The 18195-nt window shown below is 60.4% G+C and carries 14 protein-coding genes; 9 read left to right on the plus strand and 5 right to left on the minus strand.

Going from position 1 to position 18195, the window contains the following annotated elements; genetic code table 11:
* Positions 1-143: 143 nt before the first annotated feature.
* The 6 genes from ACCD02_RS21405 to yccS all read left to right on the plus strand — a co-directional run bounded on the left by ACCD02_RS21405 (position 144) and on the right by yccS (position 9915).
* Positions 144-1586 carry a TldD/PmbA family protein gene (locus tag ACCD02_RS21405; protein WP_413306189.1) on the plus strand — a complete coding sequence of 481 codons (1443 nt, stop codon included), beginning with the start codon at positions 144-146 and terminating at the stop codon, positions 1584-1586.
* Entirely contained in the window at positions 1586-2911 is a 1326-nt protein-coding gene (locus tag ACCD02_RS21410) for a TldD/PmbA family protein (protein ID WP_413306192.1), read from the plus strand. Before ACCD02_RS21405 ends, ACCD02_RS21410 begins: the two co-directional genes overlap by 1 nt.
* Positions 2912-3143: 232 nt before the next feature.
* Positions 3144-4586 carry a multidrug transporter subunit MdtD gene (gene mdtD, locus ACCD02_RS21415; RefSeq protein WP_413306195.1) on the plus strand — a complete coding sequence of 481 codons (1443 nt, stop codon included), beginning with the start codon at positions 3144-3146 and terminating at the stop codon, positions 4584-4586.
* Between the two features lie 196 nt (positions 4587-4782).
* A complete protein-coding gene (dbpA, locus tag ACCD02_RS21420) occupies positions 4783-6162 on the plus strand; it encodes an ATP-dependent RNA helicase DbpA (RefSeq protein ID WP_413306198.1) in 1380 nt (459 codons plus the stop codon).
* Positions 6163-6316: 154 nt separating this feature from the next.
* A complete protein-coding gene (locus ACCD02_RS21425; protein ID WP_413306201.1) occupies positions 6317-7495 on the plus strand; it encodes an NAD(P)/FAD-dependent oxidoreductase in 1179 nt (392 codons plus the stop codon).
* Positions 7496-7725: 230 nt separating this feature from the next.
* Positions 7726-9915, plus strand: coding sequence for a YccS family putative transporter (gene yccS / locus ACCD02_RS21430; RefSeq protein ID WP_413306204.1), 2190 nt, complete (start codon positions 7726-7728; stop codon positions 9913-9915).
* A gap of 64 nt (positions 9916-9979) precedes the next feature.
* Here yccS and ACCD02_RS21435 read toward each other — a convergent pair whose 3' ends face one another.
* Positions 9980-10717 carry a substrate-binding periplasmic protein gene (locus ACCD02_RS21435; protein WP_413306206.1) on the minus strand — a complete coding sequence of 246 codons (738 nt, stop codon included), beginning with the start codon at positions 10715-10717 and terminating at the stop codon, positions 9980-9982.
* A 252-nt stretch (positions 10718-10969) separates the two neighbouring features.
* On the opposite strand from ACCD02_RS21435, the gene ACCD02_RS21440 reads away from it, so the two are divergent.
* Complete coding sequence (locus tag ACCD02_RS21440; protein WP_259104353.1) at positions 10970-11428, plus strand: GNAT family N-acetyltransferase; 459 nt, start codon at positions 10970-10972, stop codon at positions 11426-11428.
* A 19-nt stretch (positions 11429-11447) separates the two neighbouring features.
* On the opposite strand, the gene ACCD02_RS21445 is transcribed toward ACCD02_RS21440, so the two are convergent.
* Together ACCD02_RS21445 and ACCD02_RS21450 are read right to left on the minus strand one after the other, a co-directional pair.
* Positions 11448-11744 carry a winged helix-turn-helix domain-containing protein gene (locus tag ACCD02_RS21445; RefSeq protein WP_413306209.1) on the minus strand — a complete coding sequence of 99 codons (297 nt, stop codon included), beginning with the start codon at positions 11742-11744 and terminating at the stop codon, positions 11448-11450.
* Positions 11731-12249 (minus strand): YgjP-like metallopeptidase domain-containing protein, encoded by a 519-nt coding sequence (locus ACCD02_RS21450; protein WP_413306212.1) that lies wholly within the window; start codon positions 12247-12249, stop codon positions 11731-11733. The genes ACCD02_RS21445 and ACCD02_RS21450 overlap by 14 nt, the downstream gene beginning before the upstream one ends.
* A 66-nt stretch (positions 12250-12315) precedes the next feature.
* Between ACCD02_RS21450 and ACCD02_RS21455 the strand changes: the two genes are divergently transcribed.
* Positions 12316-13059, plus strand: coding sequence for a hypothetical protein (locus tag ACCD02_RS21455; RefSeq protein ID WP_413306214.1), 744 nt, complete (start codon positions 12316-12318; stop codon positions 13057-13059).
* Positions 13060-13192: 133 nt separating this feature from the next.
* On the opposite strand, the gene ACCD02_RS21460 is transcribed toward ACCD02_RS21455, so the two are convergent.
* Complete coding sequence (locus tag ACCD02_RS21460; protein ID WP_413306217.1) at positions 13193-15322, minus strand: EAL domain-containing protein; 2130 nt, start codon at positions 15320-15322, stop codon at positions 13193-13195.
* A 455-nt stretch (positions 15323-15777) separates the two neighbouring features.
* Here ACCD02_RS21460 and ACCD02_RS21465 point away from each other — a divergent pair, with 455 nt between their 5' ends.
* Positions 15778-16446 carry a polysaccharide lyase family 7 protein gene (locus ACCD02_RS21465; protein ID WP_413306219.1) on the plus strand — a complete coding sequence of 223 codons (669 nt, stop codon included), beginning with the start codon at positions 15778-15780 and terminating at the stop codon, positions 16444-16446.
* Positions 16447-16550: 104 nt separating this feature from the next.
* On the opposite strand, the gene putP is transcribed toward ACCD02_RS21465, so the two are convergent.
* The gene (gene putP, locus ACCD02_RS21470; protein ID WP_413306222.1) at positions 16551-18035 is read right to left on the minus strand and encodes a sodium/proline symporter PutP; all 1485 of its coding nucleotides are present in this window, start codon (positions 18033-18035) and stop codon (positions 16551-16553) included.
* Positions 18036-18195 lie beyond the last annotated feature (160 nt).

Genomic DNA, 18195 nt, shown 5'->3' on the forward strand with positions numbered 1-18195 from the left:
TTTTCCCGGCTAAAGCCGGTCCCACAGGGATGCGCATCTCTTGTAGCTGCGCCTCCAGAGGCCTACTCTAGACGGATTGTTTCAACGCCATACTGTGATCCGCCTCGCCGGATCCGACTCCTCCCCCGCCGGAGCTGCCTTGCATGTTCGATCTCTCCGCCCAGCTCAAGCAGCGGTTTGCCGCCCTGCACAGCCGAGCCCAGTTCTTCTCCCTGCGTTACGTCAAACAGACCAGCCAACACCTTTGCGTACGCAAGAACGTTGCCGAGCCGCCGTACCTGAGCAGCGACGAAGGGGCGATGCTGACCGTGCGCCTCAATGGCGTGGAAGCCTACGCCGCGACCAATGACGTCTCGCAGCGCGGCTTACAGGCGGCGCTGGAGCACGCCGAGGAACAGGCCCGACGCCTGGCACCCCATGCCCTGCTCGATCTGAGCGAGCAAGCGGTATCGAGTGCCCGTGCCGATTACCTGTCGCCCAATCAGCACCTGTTGTTTGCGTCCCTGAGCGATTGCTACGCACTGCTTGCGCAAGAATCAGCCGCCGTCCCCACTGACTCGCGATTGGTGAACTGGCAAGTCAGCCTGGGCCTGGAAAACGTCGAACAGATCTATCTCAATAGCGCAGGCGCCGAGATTCGTCAGGCTCAGCGTTTTGTCTTCCCGGGTATGAGCGTCACCGCTTACGACGGTCAGGACAGCCAGAGCCGCAGCCTCGGTCGGGAAAATTTCGGCCAGCAGGGCGGCGCCGAGGTCATCGCCCAGTGCGGGCTGATCGGTGCGGCGGGCAAGGTTGCCGACCAGGCCCTGCAACTGATCATGGCACCCAATACACCGCAGGGGCCGCGTGACCTGCTGTTGCTGCCAGACCAGATGACCCTGCAGATCCACGAATCCATCGGACACCCACTGGAACTGGACCGCATCCTCGGTGACGAGCGCAATTACGCCGGCACCAGCTTCGTCAAGGCCAGCGACTTCGGCCATCTGCAATACGGCTCCAGCCTGCTCAACGTGACCTTCGATCCGGAGATTCCCGAGCAGCTCGCCAGCTACGCCTACGACGATGACGGCAGCGCCGCCAGCAAGCAGTTCCTGATCCGCGATGGCCTGCTCGAACGTCCGCTGGGCGGCGCGCTGTCGCAGTTCCGCACCGGGTTGCCGGGCGTGGCCAACAGCCGCGCCTGCAGCTGGAATCGCCCGCCCATCGATCGCATGGCCAACCTCAATATCGAGCCCGGCGACCAGTCGATGCAACAACTGATCGGCGGCATCGAACGCGGCATCTTGATGTCGACCAACCGTTCATGGTCCATCGACGATGCGCGCAACAAGTTCCAGTTCGGCTGCGAGTGGGGCCAGTTGATCGAAGACGGCGAACTCAAGGGCGTGGTCAAGAACCCCAACTACCGGGGGATTTCCGCGCAGTTCTGGCGCAATCTCAGCGCCGTGGGTGATGCCACGACCTTCAAGGTGCTCGGCACGCCCAACTGTGGCAAGGGTGAACCCAATCAGGTGGTGCGGGTCGGGCATGCCTCCCCGGCCTGCGTGTTCTCTTCGGTCGATGTGTTTGGAGGGGATGCCTGATGGCCCATCAACAGCAGTTTGAAGCCTTGGTCGCGACGCTCAAAGGCGCCCTGACCGGCACGGAACAATTTACCCTGGCCTACAACGCCGAGGTCTCGGATTTCATTCGTTTCAACCATGCCAAGGTGCGCCAGGCCGGGCAGGTGCAGCAGGCGAGCCTGAGCTTCAAGCTGATCGATGACGGTCGCCATGCCGATCTGCAACTGACCCTGGCAGGCGATGCCGAGGTGGACCGCCAGCGCCTGCAAGACGCCTTGCAGCAACTGCGCGAAACACTGGTGCTGCTACCACGCGACCCCTATCTGCTGCCCAATACCCAGGACTGGTTCAGCAGCCAGGTGCAGAGCCAGCCACTGCCGGACGCCGCCCACGTGGTCGAACGTATAGACAGCCTGGCCGAGGGTCTGGATCTGGTTGGTTTCTATGCCGCCGGGCCGCTTTATCGCGGCTTCGCCAGTTCCTGGGGCGCGCTGGGTTGGCATCAGGCCAATAGTTTCAATTTCGACTGGAGCCTGTTTCACGCCAACGGTCAGGCAGTAAAAGCCAACTATGCCGGGCACACCTGGGACGACGACACCTTCGCCCGGCGCCTGCAACTGGCACGCGAGCAACTGGAGTTCCTCGGCCAACCCCTGCGCGCCCTGGCACCCGGGCAATACCGCGCCTACCTGGCACCGGCCGCACTGGAAGAAGTCATGAGCATGCTCTGCTGGGGCGGTTTCTCCGCACAGGATCTGGCCAGCAAGAGCAGCCCGTTACAGCGCCTGTATAACGGCGACGTGCAGCTCAGCCCGTTGGTGAGTATCGATGAGCAGGTCATTGGTTCGCTGTCGCCCGCCTTCTCCGGTGAAGGCTACCCGCGTCGGGATCTGTCGTTGATCGCCGGTGGCGTGGCCAGGGAGCAACTGGTCGGCTCACGCAGCGCCGCCGAGTACGGCCTCGAAGCCAACGGTGCCGGTTGGGGCGAATCGCCCAGTGCCTTGAGCATGGCGCCGGGCACGCTGGAGATCGAGGACATTCTGCAACGGCTCGGCACCGGTTTATATATCAGCAACCTCTGGTACCTGAACTACTCGGACCAACCGGCCGCGCGCCTGACCGGCATGACCCGCTTCGCTACTTTCTGGGTCGAGAACGGCAAGATCCAGGCGCCGGTCAGCACCATGCGTTTCGATGACAGCGTGTACAGCCTGCTGGGAACCGCTCTGGAAGAATTGACTACAGAGCGGGAACTCTTGCTCTCGACCAGTACCTATAGCCAGCGCCAGACCGATTCCAGTCATCTGCCAGGGGCGCTGATCAGCCGCCTGACTTTGACGCTGTAGTAGCCGAACACCGGTTTATGGGTGGATTTATGGGCGCCGGTTCTGTGGGGGGCAAATACCGTGGGAGCGAATTCATTCGCGAAAAGGCCGGTGCGCGCGATGCATTTGTATCTGCCAAAACACCGCTTTCGCGAATGAATTCGCTCCCACAATCCGCCCTCGCACAGCAGGTTTCCACAATTCACGTACACAAGACTCAGTTCTAAAGATAATCAAAGGACCCCTGTCCCACATGCCCACCACCACGCCGATTCTGGATGCCCAAACCCTGCGCTGGCTGCCTTGGGTGGTCGCCATCGCTTTCTTCATGCAGAGCCTGGACGGCACGATTCTCAACACCGCGCTGCCGTCCATGGCCCACTCGCTGTCCGAAGACCCGCTGCGCATGCAGTCGGTGATCATCGCCTACATGCTGACCATCGCCCTGTTGATCCCGGCGTCAGGCTGGCTGGCGGATCGCTTCGGCATCAAACAGATCTTCTTCAGTGCCGTGCTGCTGTTCAGCTTCGGCTCGCTGCTGTGCGCCTTGTCCTGGTCGCTGAACCTGCTGGTCGGCGCGCGGGTGATCCAGGGTCTGGGTGGCGCGCTAATGCTGCCCATCGGGCGGCTGATCGTGCTGCGCGCCTACCCGCGTTCAGAACTGGTGCGGATCATGGGTTTCATCACCGTACCCGGCCTGCTCGGCCCGCTGCTCGGCCCGACTCTGGGTGGCTGGATGGTCCAGTACCTGAGCTGGCACTGGATTTTTCTGATCAATATCCCCGTGGGCCTGGCGGGCTGCTATGCGATCAAGCGCTTTATTCCAGACTTGCAGGGCGGCGGACGGACCCGTTTCGACGGTGTCGGCTTTGTCCTGTTCGGCGCGGCGATGGTGCTGATCACCATTGCCCTTGAAGGCCTGGGCGAACTGCACCTGTCGCACCTGCGGGTAGTGTTGCTGCTGTTCGGCGGCATGGGCTGCCTGGCGGCCTACTGGCTGCGCGCCGGGCACACTGATGCGCCCTTGTTCTCGCCGTCACTGTTTCGCACCCGTACCTTCGCCGTCGGCATTCTCGGTAACCTGTTCGCCCGCCTGGGCAGCGGTGCCCTGCCGTTCCTGGTGCCTTTGCTGCTGCAAGTGGGCATGGGTTATTCCCCTGCCGAAGCGGGGATGAGCATGCTGCCCCTGGCCGCCTCGGCGATGATCGCCAAGTCTCTGGCCCGCTGGCTGATCGAGCGCCTGGGCTATCGCATCATCCTCACCGGCAACACGCTGCTGCTGGGCATTCTGCTGGCGAGTGTGGCACTGGTCGGTGCCGAAACGCCGTACTGGGCCTTGCTGACCCTGCTGGCCTGCCTGGGCGCGGTGAACTCGCTGCAATTCACGGCGATGAATACCGTCACCCTGATCGACCTCGACGACGCCAGCGCCGCCAGCGGCAACAGCCTGTTGTCGGTGGTGGCGCAACTGTCCCTGAGTTTCGGCGTGGCCTGCGCCGCCGCCCTGCTCGGCGGCTTCACCGATCAGGTTGCCACCGGCGAAGTCAGCAGCGTACTGGGCGCCTTCCAGCTGACCTTCCTCTCGGTGGGCGTGCTGGCGATGTTCGCGGCAGGGATCTTCCTGCAACTGCCGGCGAAGACGACCGCCAAGGAAGCGACCCAGCCAGCACGGCAGCCGACGGATGTCGAGCATTAGCAACAAACGTGGGACCGGCTTTAGCCGGGAAGAAGCCCGTACATCCGCCGCATTTGCAGAGTCGGATCAAACGTCTTCCCGGCTGAAGCCGGTCCCACAGGTTTGTTTAAACTCATAAGGTCCACCCGGCGGGAGCCAGCCCGATGGCTTTGCGACCTGATACACTGCGCAACATTTTGTTTTGCAGGTTCAGACCGTGACCAACACCGCTTTCAATACTTTGCCCCTGTCCGCCGCCATGCTGGGTAACCTGGAGTCCCTTGGTTATGCCGAGATGACGCCGATTCAGGCGCAGAGCCTGCCGGTGATTCTCAAAGGAATGGACCTGATCGCCCAGGCCAAGACCGGTAGCGGCAAGACCGCTGCGTTCGGAATCGGCCTGCTGAACCCGATCAATCCTCGTTACTTCGGCTGCCAGGCACTGGTGCTGTGTCCGACCCGTGAACTGGCTGACCAGGTCGCCAAGGAAATCCGTCGCCTGGCCCGCTCCGAGGACAACATCAAGGTCCTGACGCTGTGCGGCGGCGTGCCGTTTGGTCCGCAGATCGGCTCCCTGGAGCATGGCGCGCACATCATCGTCGGTACCCCTGGGCGTATCCAGCAGCACCTGCGCAAAGGCTCTCTGGTCCTGGACGGCCTCAATACCCTGATCCTCGACGAAGCCGACCGCATGCTCGACATGGGCTTCTACGACGCCATCGCCGACATCATCAGCCAGACCCCGGCCAAGCGGCAGACCTTGCTGTTCTCCGCAACTTACCCGGTGGGGATCAAGCAGCTGTCGTCCAAGTTCATGCGCGACCCGCAGACGGTCAAGGTCGAGGCGCTGCATGCCGACAGCCAGATCGAGCAGATTTTCTACGAGATTTCCCCGGAAGATCGTCTGGACGCTGTCGTCAAAGTCCTCGCGCATTTCCGTCCGCAGTCCTGCGTGGCGTTCTGCTTCACCAAACAGCAGTGCCAGGAAGTGGTCGATCATCTGACCTCCAAGGGCATTTCCGCCGTCGGCCTGCACGGTGACCTGGAGCAGCGCGACCGTGACCAGGTGCTGGCCATGTTCGCCAACCGCAGTACCTCGGTACTGGTCGCCACCGACGTCGCCGCCCGCGGCCTGGATATCGACGCGCTGGATATGGTGATCAACGTCGAACTGGCCCGTGATTCGGAAATGCACATCCACCGTGTCGGCCGTACCGGTCGTGCCGGTGAGACCGGTATTGCCATCAGCCTGGTCGCACCGTCGGAAAGCCAGCGCGCCCGCGCCATCGAGGAAATCCAGAAAGCCCCCCTGCAATGGAAGCAACTGGATGACCTGAAGAACGCTGGCGGCGGCCCATTGCTGCCGACCATGAGCACCCTGTGCATCGGTTCCGGGCGCAAGGACAAGCTGCGCCCCGGCGACATTCTCGGTGCACTGACCGGTGAAGCAGGCATCCCCGGTACCCAGGTTGGCAAGATCGCCATTTTCGACTTCCAGGCCTATGTCGCGGTCGAGCGCAGCGTCGCCAAACAGGCGCTGGAGCGTTTGAACAACGGCAAGATCAAGGGCAAGTCGTTGCGCGTGCGTATTCTCTAAAGCAGTCGCGATACCACGGGTGAGCGAGCTCTATTCGTTGGAGCGAGGCTTGCCCGCGAAGAGGCCGGTTCACCCTATACAAATTCTGACTTGAAATATCGCCTTCGCGGGCAAGCCTCGCTCCAACAATCTCTGCAATCTTGAGGAACATGCTGTGCCCGTTACTGACGTAGTGATCATCGGCGCCGGCGCCGCCGGTTTGATGTGTGCCCTGACCGCCGCCAATCGCGGGCGCAAGGTGATGTTGATCGATCACGCCAACAAGCCCGGCAAGAAGATCCTCATGTCCGGCGGCGGGCGCTGCAATTTCACCAATATGTATACCGAGCCTGGCAACTTCCTCTCGCAGAACCCGCATTTCTGCAAGTCCGCTCTGGCCCGCTACACCCAGTGGGACTTCATCGAGATGGTCGGCAAGCACGGCGTGCCCTATCACGAGAAAAAGCTCGGCCAGCTGTTCTGCGATAACAAGTCCAGCGACATCCTGGAAATGCTCCTTGAGGAATGCCGCCAGGCCGGTGCCAGCCTGCATATGGACACCAGCGTGCAGCAGATCGAGAAGAGCGAAACCGGTTACACCCTGGACACCACCCTCGGCACGCTCGATTGCACCTCTCTGGTGATAGCCACCGGCGGCCTGTCGATCCCGACCCTGGGTGCGACCGGTTTCGGTTATCAGGTGGGCAGGCAGTTCGGCCATACCTTGCTGCCGACCCGTGCCGGACTGGTGCCCTTCACCATCACCGACCAGCTCAAGGAACTGTGCAGCGAGCTGTCCGGCACCTCGGTGGATTGCCTGGTCAGCTGCAATGACATGAGCTTTCGCGAGAACATTCTGTTCACCCATCGCGGCTTGAGCGGTCCGGCAATCCTGCAGATTTCCTCGTTCTGGCAACCCGGCGATACCGTGGAGATCAATCTGCTGCCCGACCATGACGCCGCACAGTGGCTGGCCGAGCAACAGAGCGAGCGGCCCAACAGCGAGCTGAAAACCCTGCTCGGCGAGATCTTCACCAAGAAGATGGCGAACCTGATAGCCGAGCACTGGTTCGTATCCAAACCAATGAAGCAGTACACCCATGCCGAGCTTGCCGAAATCGCCAACCGACTGGCGTGCTGGCAGGTGGTCCCCGCCGGCACCGAGGGCTATCGCACCGCTGAAGTGACCCTGGGCGGGATCGATACTCGCGAGGTGTCATCCAAGACCATGGAATCGCTGAAATCGCCGGGGCTGTATTTTATCGGCGAAGTACTGGATGTCAGCGGCCACTTGGGCGGTTTCAATTTCCAGTGGGCCTGGGCGTCGGCTTATGCGGCGGCGCAGTACGTCTGACAGATTGATAGGGATTTGGTGGGACCGGCTTTAGCCGGGAAGGCGCCGGTACAGCCAACAGATTCGTATTGCCGGATACACCGTAATCCCGGCTAAAGCCTGTCCTGCATTCGTCCTGCGTGATCTGCCCGGAATAAATTTTGCGTAAGCGATGTACAGCTCGCCTTCCGGGCTGTACATATTCGTTCAGCGAAATCGATTAACTGCGTACAAGGCTGCTTTGTTCCTCTATGGCATCGACCTCCCTGCGTCACACCTTCCGCCGTCTGTGGGCGTTGGACAAATTCAGTTACAGCGTGCGGGTGTTCATCGCCCTGACCGGCAGCATGGCGCTGTGCTGGTATCAGGATGAAATGGGATTATTAATCCCGCTGTTCCTGGGGATTATCGCCAGCGCCCTGGCCGAGACCGACGATAACTGGCAAGGCCGCCTCAACGCCCTCGCGGTGACGCTGGTGTGTTTCAGCATCGCCGCGCTGTCGGTCGAGTTACTGTTCCCCTACCCCATGCTTTTTATCGTCGCCCTGGCGGTGGCGACCTTCTGCCTGATCATGCTCGGCGCCTTGGGCGAGCGCTACGGTGCGATTGCCTACGGCACCCTGATTCTGTCGGTCTACACCATGATCGGCGTCGACCAGCGCGGCGGCGAGGTTACCGACTTCTGGCACGAACCCATGCTACTGGTGGCGGGTGCGGCCTGGTATGGCCTGCTTTCGGTGCTATGGCAGGTACTGTTTTCCAACCAGCCGGTGCAGCAGGCCCTGGCCCGATTGTTCCGTGAGCTGGGGCTGTATCTCAAGCTCAAGTCGTCGCTGTTCGAACCGATCCGCACCCTCGACGTCGAAGCCCGGCGCCTGGAACTGGCCAAGCAGAATGGCCGGGTCGTCGCAGCCCTGAACGCAACCAAGGAAATCATCCTGCACCGGGTCGGCAGCAACCGCCCCGGGTCCAAGGTCAGCCGCTATCTGAAACTTTACTTCCTCGCTCAGGACATCCACGAGCGTGCCAGCTCTTCGCACTACCCCTACAACTCCCTGGCCGAAGCGTTTTTTCACAGCGACGTGTTGTTCCGCTGCCAACGCCTGCTGCGTCAGCAGGGTTCGGCGTGCAAGGCGCTGTCGGAGTCGATCCAGCTGCGCCAGCCATTCGTCTACGACGACAGTTTTGCTGACGCCATGGAAGACCTGCACGCCTCTCTGGAGCACCTGCGCATCCAGAGCAACCCGGCCTGGCGCGGCCTGCTGCGCTCGCTACGCGCCCTGACCAGCAACCTCAGCACCCTCGACCGCCTGCTGCGCGATGCCAGCAACCCGGACGCCCTGGCCGATGCCACCGACAGCAGCCTGCTGGATCGCTCGCCACAGAACCTCAAGGACATCTGGAACCGCCTGCGCCTGCAACTGACGCCGACCTCCCTGGTGTTCCGCCACGCCCTGCGTCTGCCCCTGGCAGTCTGCGTGGGTTACGCCATGGTGCATCTGATCCATCCGTCTCAGGGCTACTGGATCATCCTCACCACGGTCTTCGTCTGCCAGCCGAGCTATGGCGCCACGCGGCGCAAGCTGGGCCAACGGATCATCGGCACAGCCATCGGCCTGACCGTCGGCTGGGCGTTGTTCGACCTGATCAGCAGCCCTTTGCTGCAATCGATGTGCGCAGTACTGGCCGGGGTGGTGTTCTTCGTCAACCGCACCACGCGCTACACCCTGTCCACGGCGGCGATCACGGTGATGATCCTGTTCTGTTTCAATCAGGTCGGCGACAGCTACGGGCTGTTCCTGCCACGCCTGTTCGATACCCTGCTCGGCAGCCTGATCGCCGGGCTTGCGGTGTTCCTGTTCCTGCCGGACTGGCAGGGTCGGCGCCTGAACAAGGTGCTGGCCAACACCCTGACTTGCAACAGTATCTATCTGCGCCAGATCATGCAGCAGTACGCTGCGGGCAAGAGCGACGACCTGGCCTACCGCCTGGCCCGGCGCAACGCCCACAATGCCGATGCAGCCCTGTCGACCACCCTGGCCAATATGCTGATGGAGCCGGGGCACTTCCGTAAGGAGGCCGATACCGGTTTCCGCTTCCTGGTGCTGTCCCACACCCTGCTCAGTTACCTGTCAGGCCTCGGCGCGCACCGCGGTACCGAACTGCCCGCCGAGATGCGCGAGCATGTGATCGACGGTGCCGGGGTCAAGCTGGCAGAAAGCATCAACGAAATCGCCCGGAGTCTGGCCGACAAACAGCCGGTGGCCATTCAGAGCGACAGCGAAGAGGCCCTGGCCACCGAGCTTGAACAGATGCCCGACGACATGGATGAAAATCAGCGTCTGGTACAGACCCAACTGGCACTGATCTGTCGTCAGCTGGGGCCATTGCGGACTCTGGCGGCGCATCTGATCAAGGAGCATGAGGCGGCTGCGGCGTAGAACCAATGGAGAACAGTGTGGGACCGGCTTTAGCCGGTCCCACAAAGTCGCCTCTGGCAAGCAGCTACAAATCATGCAACTTGAACAATCGCTCATACGTGCCATCGGCCTTCATCGCCTCAATCTCACGATCGAATTTGGCCACAATCTCGGCATAGCGAGGGTTCTTGAAGCTGACCAGGATATGCAGGTTGTTCTCGCTCAGCGGCACGGTGAGAAAATCGATCGAATCACGGACGTCAGCTGATTCGCGGGACAGGGCAAAACGTGCGGCGAACTCGTCTTCCACGGCCAGTTGCACCCGTCCTGCCGCCAGCATGCGCAAGGCCATGGAGAAACTGGCCACGGGCACTTTCTTCATGTTCGGGTTGTTGTCGAACTCGGGTGAGTAGGCGTAACCACGAACCGTAGCCACTGAATAGGGATACAGATCGGAAAGCCGGACGAAGCTGATGGAGGAGTCCTTGCGTTTGAGAAAGCCCAGACGGTTGATCAGGAACGGTTTGGAAAACAGGCCGATATGGGTGCGTTCCTCGCTGTACCAGGTATCAATCAGCACGTCGTAGCGCCCGTCACTCAAACCCAGCAGCCCTCGGGCCCAAGGTACCTGGTCGTACTCGGTGGTGTAACCGGCCCGCGCCAGAGCGGTACGGATCAAGTCTGTTGCCAGTCCGCCATTGACCAGCGAAGTATCGGCATAGGGTGCCCATGCATCACCTGCCAGTCGCAGGACCTCGGCAGAGGCGGGCTGCATGACCATCAGTGCAGCCAAAAACCCCATGGCACGAAGCAATCGGGACATGCGCGAAAATCCTTAGGCGAGCCTGAGCCCGACATCCAACTGACGAGCGTGTTGTCGCCACGCTAATGGCGATCAGCCTCTATTGAAGACGCATTCCGTGCATTGCACAACTCATAACACTGTGACCTTTGTGCGGTTCATCATGAAAAACTCCGATCCCTGACGTTGATTTTTTTCTCGTGTCGGCGTTTGTTGGGTAAGCGTGCAGATACGTTAGTATCGCGTTCAGGTTCTCCTCTGCGAGTCAGCGACATGTCAATCAAATGGATCTGCAAACACCATACCGATCTGAGCAAGGAGCAGCTCTACGCCATCCTGAAGCTGCGCTCGGAAGTCTTTGTCGTCGAGCAACAGTGCTGGTATCAGGACGTCGATGGCCTGGATCTGTCGGGTGACACCTGCCACCTGATGGCCTGGCAGGACGATCAACTGGTCGCGTATTTGCGTCTTATCGACCCAATTCAGCAGGACGGCGATGTCACCATTGGCCGCGTGGTAACAGCGCCATCAGTGCGCAGCAAGGGTATGGGTCATCAACTGATGACCCAGGCACTGGAACAGGCTGAGAAGAAATGGCCCGACCAACCGATCTATCTGTCGGCGCAGGCGCATCTACAGGGCTACTACAGCCGCTACGGCTTCAACCCCGTCGGTGAGGTCTATCTGGAGGACGAAATCCCCCATATCGGCATGCGTCGCGATCTGGAGTGATACCTCCATATCGGTGCGTTCAGGGGTAGCCCAGCACCGTTTTGATCCGGGCCAGATGCAAGGCGATCCAGTCCCGATCAATAGCGCCCCAGTCCAGAATGCGATAGCGTCCGGCATGATTGCGCGCGCCCTGCTCTTGCTCGAACACACACTCGATATCCAGATCAGCCAGGGCGGTGATGGTGTCCTGAGCCGTGCGACGCGGCATGCCGGTGACCTCCATCAGCGCCGGAACGCTGCTCGCCAGCTGACTGTCGATCAGGTAGGCCACGTACAGGCGGCGGTAAAAACTGCTTTTGGTTTTACTGACGTCCATCGTCTTGTCCCTTGAGGTCACGCCAGGTCAGGTAGACCCGCAGATCGAATTCCAGCTGGTGATAACCCGGCTGCATGTGCTCGCACAACTGGTAGAACGCCTTGTTGTGATCGGACTCCTTGAAGTGCGCCAATTCATGCACCACGATCATTTTCAGGAATTGCGGCGCGGCCTCCTTGAACAGCGAGGCAACGCGGATTTCTTTCTTGGCCTTGAGCTTGCCGCCCTGCACCCGAGAGATGGTCGAGTGCAAACCGAGGGCGCGATGAGTCAGGTCCAGTCGATTGTCGAACAACACTTTGTCGATATTCGGCGCGTTGCGCAGATGCTCCTGCTTCAACGCCAGGGCGTAGGCATACAGGGCCTTATCGCTCTGCACATCGTGGCGTTCGGAGTAACGTTGCTGTAGATAATCACCCAGCTTGCCCTGGGCAATCAGTTGACGGACCTGATCCTGCAACCCTTGCGGATAGGCTTGCAGGTATTTGAGAACGGGAGCAGTCATGGGGTCGCAAGACAAGTCATGGAAAGACGCCAGTGTACAGAAGCGGCCAATGCAACGGGATGAGCCATGAGTAAAGCCATGATCGCCAGTGCCCTGCTGCTCATCTGCACCCTGGCCCACGCCGGGATCGGCGAACAGCTAGACCGGGCCCTGCAATGGTCCGGCAACCTGCTCAATCGCTGGGGCGACGAGGACCGGGAAAAAGCCCGCAGCCAGGCCCGCAGCGCACCCCGTGGCGCCGAGCCGCAGGTACTGATCCTCCGCAGCGGCGTCGATGAATTTGGTGACCCGCGCTTTGCCAACGGCTTTACCTTCGCCGGACAAACCCTCAAGCCAGGGGACACGCTACAACGCGCCCTGGACGTCCTCGGCCCGAACTCACGCAAAGGCTATAACGGTACCCGTGTCTGGGATGCACTGGGCATTACCGTGCAGTCCGAATGGCCACATGTGCATGAATTCAATCCGACGGACAAGTACGAGGACCAGCCCATCACCTGGGTCTATCTGCACCTGAACAACAGCGGCCCCGCCGTGCTTGATGCCAGGGATACACCGGCCAGGCCATTCACTGGTTATCTGGAACTTGATCAGGTGGGCATCGACGACAAAACCACACTCAAGGACATCCGCACCCTCGCCGACCGCGAAGGCCTGCAGGGTGCCCATGCCTATCTCTATTGCAGCCAGGGGCAGGCCGACTGTTACGTTGGCGAAGTGCCGGGCAAGCCGGGGATCGAGGTGCAGTTGTATGTGAATGACGTCGGCGATATGCAAAGCACGCTACACGGGGTGATGCTCAATTTCTGAGCAGCATCCGACCTAATGTCTGTGGGACCGGCTTTAGCCGGGAAAGAGGTATCTCTGGCGAAAAAATTCGGCGGATGTACCGGCCTCTTCCCGGCTAAAGCCGGTCCCACAAAAAGCGCGCTGCGCCGATCATTCAATGGTGCTTGAGCGCGGCCCAGTTGAACGGCTGGGGAAACCGCGCCGCATCATCGGCGATCATCGGGTGCGCCACCAGGAAGCCCTGAATCAACTGGCAGCCATTCTCCGACAACCACAGGTATTGCTCGTAGGTTTCCACACCCTCGGCAATCACCAGCACATCCAGGTTGCGGCACAGTTCGATGATGCTGTGAGCCACGACTCTGTCTCGTGGTGAGTCGAGCATGCCGGCGATAAAGTGGCGGTCGAGCTTGAGGGTGTCCAGTTCCAGATTGCGCAGGTGAGCCAACGAACACTCGCCGATACCGAAGTCATCCAGCGCCACCCGCACGCCGATCTCGTGCAGCATCTGCAATTGCTTGCGGCTGTGGACAAGGTTCTGCACCAGAGAGCTTTCGGTGATTTCCACCTCCAGTTGGCCGGGCTTGAGCCCGCAGCGGTTGACCGCGCGATGCAATTCCGAGGCGAGGTTGGGCATGCTGAACTGGGTGGCACTGACGCTGATGCTGACCACCAGATCATCAGGGAAGACCTCGCCCCAGATCTGCCGCTGGGTGGCGCCCTGTTCGAAGATCCAGCCGCCAAGCTTGTTGATCAACCGGGTCTCTTCCAGCAGCGGAATGAACAGCCCCGGCGGCACATCTCCGGCACTCGGGTGTTGCCAGCGCAGCAACGCTTCGAAGCCGCGCAGGCGACCGTCGGCGATATACACCTGGGGCTGATAGACCATGGAGAAGTCCTTGCCGTCGATGGCCGTGCGCACGCTTTCTTCGAGCATCAGCCGCGAGCGGGCCCGACCGTTCATTTCCTGATCGTAGAAACGGTATTGTTGGCGCCCGGCACGCTTGGCTTCGTACATGGCGATATCAGCGGCGCGCAGCAGGCCATCGAGGTTGGAGCCGCAATCGGGATAGGTGGAGATGCCGATGCTGACGCCAAGACTGACCTCCACGCCATCGAACTGCCGACGTCCGGAAACCCGCTCGATCAGCTTCTCGGCCACCTTGGCCGCCTGTTCGGGATAGCTGAGGCCGTCGATCACCACGGTGAATTCATCGCCCCCCATACGTGCCAGAACGTCGTAGGGGCGCAGGCAGTCGCGCAGTTGCCCGGCGACCCAGAGCAATACCTGATCGCCAGCATCGTGGCCGAAAGAGTCATTGATCCGTTTGAAGCCGTCCAGATCCAGGTACAGCACCACCAGGTATTTACCGACATGGTCGTTGCGCAGCAGCATGCTTTCGACCGTCTGGTAGAAACCGCGGCGATTGAGCAGGCCGGTCAGGGAATCGGTTACCGCCTGATGCTCAAGCTGGCGATAGAGATCGCGCACCACCGACATGTCGAGAATGCTCAGCACCATGGCTTTCTGTTCGAGCGGCAACGGCGCACAGGACAATGCCACAGGCAACTGGCAACCACCCTGTGTACGCAGGATAGCGTCGTGCACGCGGTAGGTATCGGCGCTGCGGTAATAGCGATAGAACCCCGAGTCGTTCCACTCCACTACATTGGGCTCGACCAGATAATCGGTCAGTTCGGTGCCACACAGGCTCTCCACGGTGCCCTTGAGCAGACGGCAGATCGCCGGATTGGCGAAGGTGATGATGCCCTTCTCACTGACGACCAGAATGCCTTCGTCAATATTGTCCAGCACCGAGGCATTGAAGGCCCTGGCCTGTTCCAGCTCCTGACTGAGGCGTCGCAACGCACGTTGATTGTTCTGTTGTTCCAGCAGCGCTGTGACCTTGGGCCTGAGCACGGCAGGGTCGAAAGGTTTGAACAGGTAGTCGATGGCGCCGCTGGCATAGCCTTTATGCACCGCGTCCTGGGATTGTTCGTTCGCGGTCAGGAAGATGATCGGGGTCAAGCGCGTTCGCTGACTGCCGCGCATCAGGCGCGCGACTTCAAAGCCATCCATACCGGGCATCTGCACGTCGAGCAGCACCAGGTCGACGTCCTTCTCCAGAAGCACGCCCAACGCTTCAACGCCAGAGCTGGCGGTGATGATGCACCAGTCCTTTCGTTGCAGAACCGCACGCATCGTCACCAGATTTTCCGGGTAGTCGTCCACGACCAATAAAACCGAGCAGCCTTCAACTGCCTTGGGTTGCACGCATTCCATGCCGCTTCTCTATGTGGGTTATTTCACGCCAAGCCGCTCCAGACTCTGTACGAGAAGTGGCTGCGCTCGCCCATGCTGCGTTAAAGCAGGCTCGGCATGTTCATTGAGTGGATAAAACTGCGCTTGCTCGCCTGTTTTTTCCTTGCCTGGCCTTCGCTCGCCGACTTTTCGTACAGAGCCTGAGGCCCCTCATCTGAGTGAACGTCACTTTAGACCGCTCTACAGGAAACTGTAGCCAGCTAGCGAATAGCCACCTTTAAACCTCAAGCTAACCGACTAACGGTATGCTCGCACAGGCCGCGGATACGCTGCTTCTGCCAAAAATGGCGGCACTTTGACGCCATCCGTTCGACGGAACGGTATTAACAGCCCACCTGCTGAAACGTATAAGGAACACCCGCGAAGGGTGAGCCAGACGCTTCCTGCTGGCAATGAGACAGTTATAAGGCACTCAAATGATTGATATGGCTTCGTGGAACCTGAGCATCCCTGTCGGTTCGCCACCTGCCACTATCGAAACCTCGCAGCTGATGAAAGGTTACGATGGCAAATACTTCCACTCCGGCTCGGACGTGATCTGGTTCTGGGCGCCGGTAACGGGCTCACGGACTGCTAACGCGATCTACCCGCGCAGCGAGCTTCGCGAGACCTGGTCCAACGGCGAGTTGCACAACTGGCTGTACCCCGACGCCGACAACTTCCTCAACGCCACGGTGGCGGTCAACCAGGTGCCGTCATCCGGGCGCATCGTCATCGGCCAGATCCATGCTTACAACAGCACCGAACCGCTGCTGAAAGTGGAATATCAATTCAAGGACGCCACCGGGACCGGCAACATCGTGGCCAAAGTGCGCAATCGCTTCGACGACAAGCACAGCCGGGTTATCCAGATCGCCGAAGGCGTACCGATGAATGAGCCGTTCAAGTACATCATACACTTGAGCCCCGGCGGCGAACTCAGCGTCAGCGCCCGGAACATGAACTGGAGCAGCCCGATCAGCGCCACCTGGCGTGACAAGCCGCTGTACTTCAAGGCAGGGGTATATACCCAGGACAACACCGGCTACACCAGCGAAGGCGGCAAGGCCACCTTCTACCAGCTGGATATCGATCACAATAAATAAACAAGGCGTTGGAGCAAGGCTTGCCCGCGAAGGGCGCAACAAGGTCTATCTGACAAACCTTGTCCGCCTCCTCGCGGGCAAGCCTCGCTCCAACGGCCTGACGATCAGGCGTTCTTGAACTCTTTCTCTGCCGCCTCAAACCGCGCCTGCATGGCCGCCGATGGCGCCTTGCCGATCAGGCTGAACACCACGATGGCGATGCTGGCGAAGATAAAGCCGGGGATGATTTCGTACAGACCCAGCAGATTCAGCTGTTTCCACACGATCACGGTCAGCGCACCTACCAGCACACCAGCCAGGGCGCCGTTGCGGGTCATGCCTTTCCACAGTACCGAAATCAGCACCACCGGCCCGAACGCGGCGCCGAACCCGGCCCAGGCATAGCTGACCAGACCCAGTACGCGGTTATTCGGGTTGGCGGCCAGGGCGATGGCAATCAGCGCAACCAGCAGCACCATGGCGCGACCGACCCAGACCAGCTCCAACTGCGAGGCGTTCTTACGGAAGAAGGTCTTGTAGAAGTCTTCAGTCAAGGCACTGGAGCACACCAGCAACTGGCAGCTCAGGGTGCTCATGACCGCAGCGAGAATCGCCGACAGCAACACACCGGCGATCCATGGATTGAACAGCAGCTTGGCCAGTTCGATAAACACGCGCTCATGATTTTCGGTCACCGGCCCGGCGACATCAGGGTGGGCCGAGAAGTAAGCGATGCCGAAGAAACCAACAGCCACGGTGCCGCCCAGACACAGAATCATCCAGGTCATGGAAATGCGACGGGCATTGGCAATCGACTTGACCGAATCCGCCGCCATGAAACGCGCGAGGATATGCGGCTGACCGAAATAGCCCAGCCCCCAGCCCAGCAGCGAAATGATGCCGATGAAGCTTGTGTTGCGCAGCATGTCAAAGCTGTTCGGGTCCTTGGCTTCAATGGCCAGGAAGGTGGTGTCGATGCCACCAGTGGCCAGCAGCACGATGATCGGCGTGAGGATCAACGCGAAAATCATCAGCGTGGCCTGCACGGTATCCGTCCAGCTTACGGCCAGGAAACCACCGACAAAGGTGTAGGCAATGGTCGCCGCTGCACCGGCCCATAGGGCGGTTTCATAGGACATACCGAAGGTGCTTTCGAACAGCCGCGCACCGGCGACGATGCCCGAGGCGCAGTAAATGGTGAAAAATACCAGAATAACCACGGCCGAGATGATGCGCAGGACGCCGCTGCTGTCCTCGAAACGACTGGAAAAGTAGTCCGGCAGGGTCAGGGCATCGCCGTTGTGCTCGGTCTGTACCCGCAGGCGGCCCGCAACGAACAGCCAGTTGAGGTAGGCCCCGGCAATCAGGCCGATGGCGATCCAGCTTTCCGACAGCCCCGACATGTAGATGGCGCCCGGCAGCCCCATCAGCAGCCAGCCGCTCATGTCCGAAGCACCGGCCGACAGGGCCGTGACCACGCTGCCCAGGCTGCGTCCGCCAAGAATGTAGTCGGAAAGGTTATTGGTCGAGCGATAAGCCATGAGTCCGATGAGGACCATGGCGGCAATGTAGATCACAAAGGTGATCAAGGTAGGGTTGCTGACACTCATTGATTTTGCCTTGGCTTGTTTTTATAGAGCGCCGGGGTCTTTGCCACCGGCGACGTGACTGATTTTTCCCAGGGAAAACAACAGCCAATGAACGTTTCAGATCCTGTTGGCACTGAAGGCGGGCATCCTATTCAACAAGACAAACAAGGTGCAACCCCTA

Origin of the sequence: Pseudomonas sp. Pseusp88, from assembly GCF_047303955.1 — a bacterium.
Classification (GTDB): Bacteria; Pseudomonadota; Gammaproteobacteria; order Pseudomonadales; family Pseudomonadaceae; genus Aquipseudomonas.

What these genes read in the sequence shown, in the direction of transcription:
- ACCD02_RS21445 (WP_413306209.1), bottom strand. Translation starts at nt 11,744, where the DNA reads ATGGACGTCAGTAAAACCAAAAGCAGTTTTTACCGCCGCCTGTACGTG.
- ACCD02_RS21460 (WP_413306217.1), bottom strand. Translation starts at nt 15,322, where the DNA reads ATGGAATGCGTGCAACCCAAGGCAGTTGAAGGCTGCTCGGTTTTATTG.
- yccS (WP_413306204.1), top strand. Translation starts at nt 7,726, where the DNA reads ATGGCATCGACCTCCCTGCGTCACACCTTCCGCCGTCTGTGGGCGTTG.
- ACCD02_RS21450 (WP_413306212.1), bottom strand. Translation starts at nt 12,249, where the DNA reads ATGACTGCTCCCGTTCTCAAATACCTGCAAGCCTATCCGCAAGGGTTG.
- ACCD02_RS21440 (WP_259104353.1), top strand. Translation starts at nt 10,970, where the DNA reads ATGTCAATCAAATGGATCTGCAAACACCATACCGATCTGAGCAAGGAG.
- mdtD (WP_413306195.1), top strand. Translation starts at nt 3,144, where the DNA reads ATGCCCACCACCACGCCGATTCTGGATGCCCAAACCCTGCGCTGGCTG.
- ACCD02_RS21405 (WP_413306189.1), top strand. Translation starts at nt 144, where the DNA reads ATGTTCGATCTCTCCGCCCAGCTCAAGCAGCGGTTTGCCGCCCTGCAC.
- ACCD02_RS21435 (WP_413306206.1), bottom strand. Translation starts at nt 10,717, where the DNA reads ATGTCCCGATTGCTTCGTGCCATGGGGTTTTTGGCTGCACTGATGGTC.
- ACCD02_RS21455 (WP_413306214.1), top strand. Translation starts at nt 12,316, where the DNA reads ATGAGTAAAGCCATGATCGCCAGTGCCCTGCTGCTCATCTGCACCCTG.
- ACCD02_RS21465 (WP_413306219.1), top strand. Translation starts at nt 15,778, where the DNA reads ATGATTGATATGGCTTCGTGGAACCTGAGCATCCCTGTCGGTTCGCCA.
- putP (WP_413306222.1), bottom strand. Translation starts at nt 18,035, where the DNA reads ATGAGTGTCAGCAACCCTACCTTGATCACCTTTGTGATCTACATTGCC.
- ACCD02_RS21410 (WP_413306192.1), top strand. Translation starts at nt 1,586, where the DNA reads ATGGCCCATCAACAGCAGTTTGAAGCCTTGGTCGCGACGCTCAAAGGC.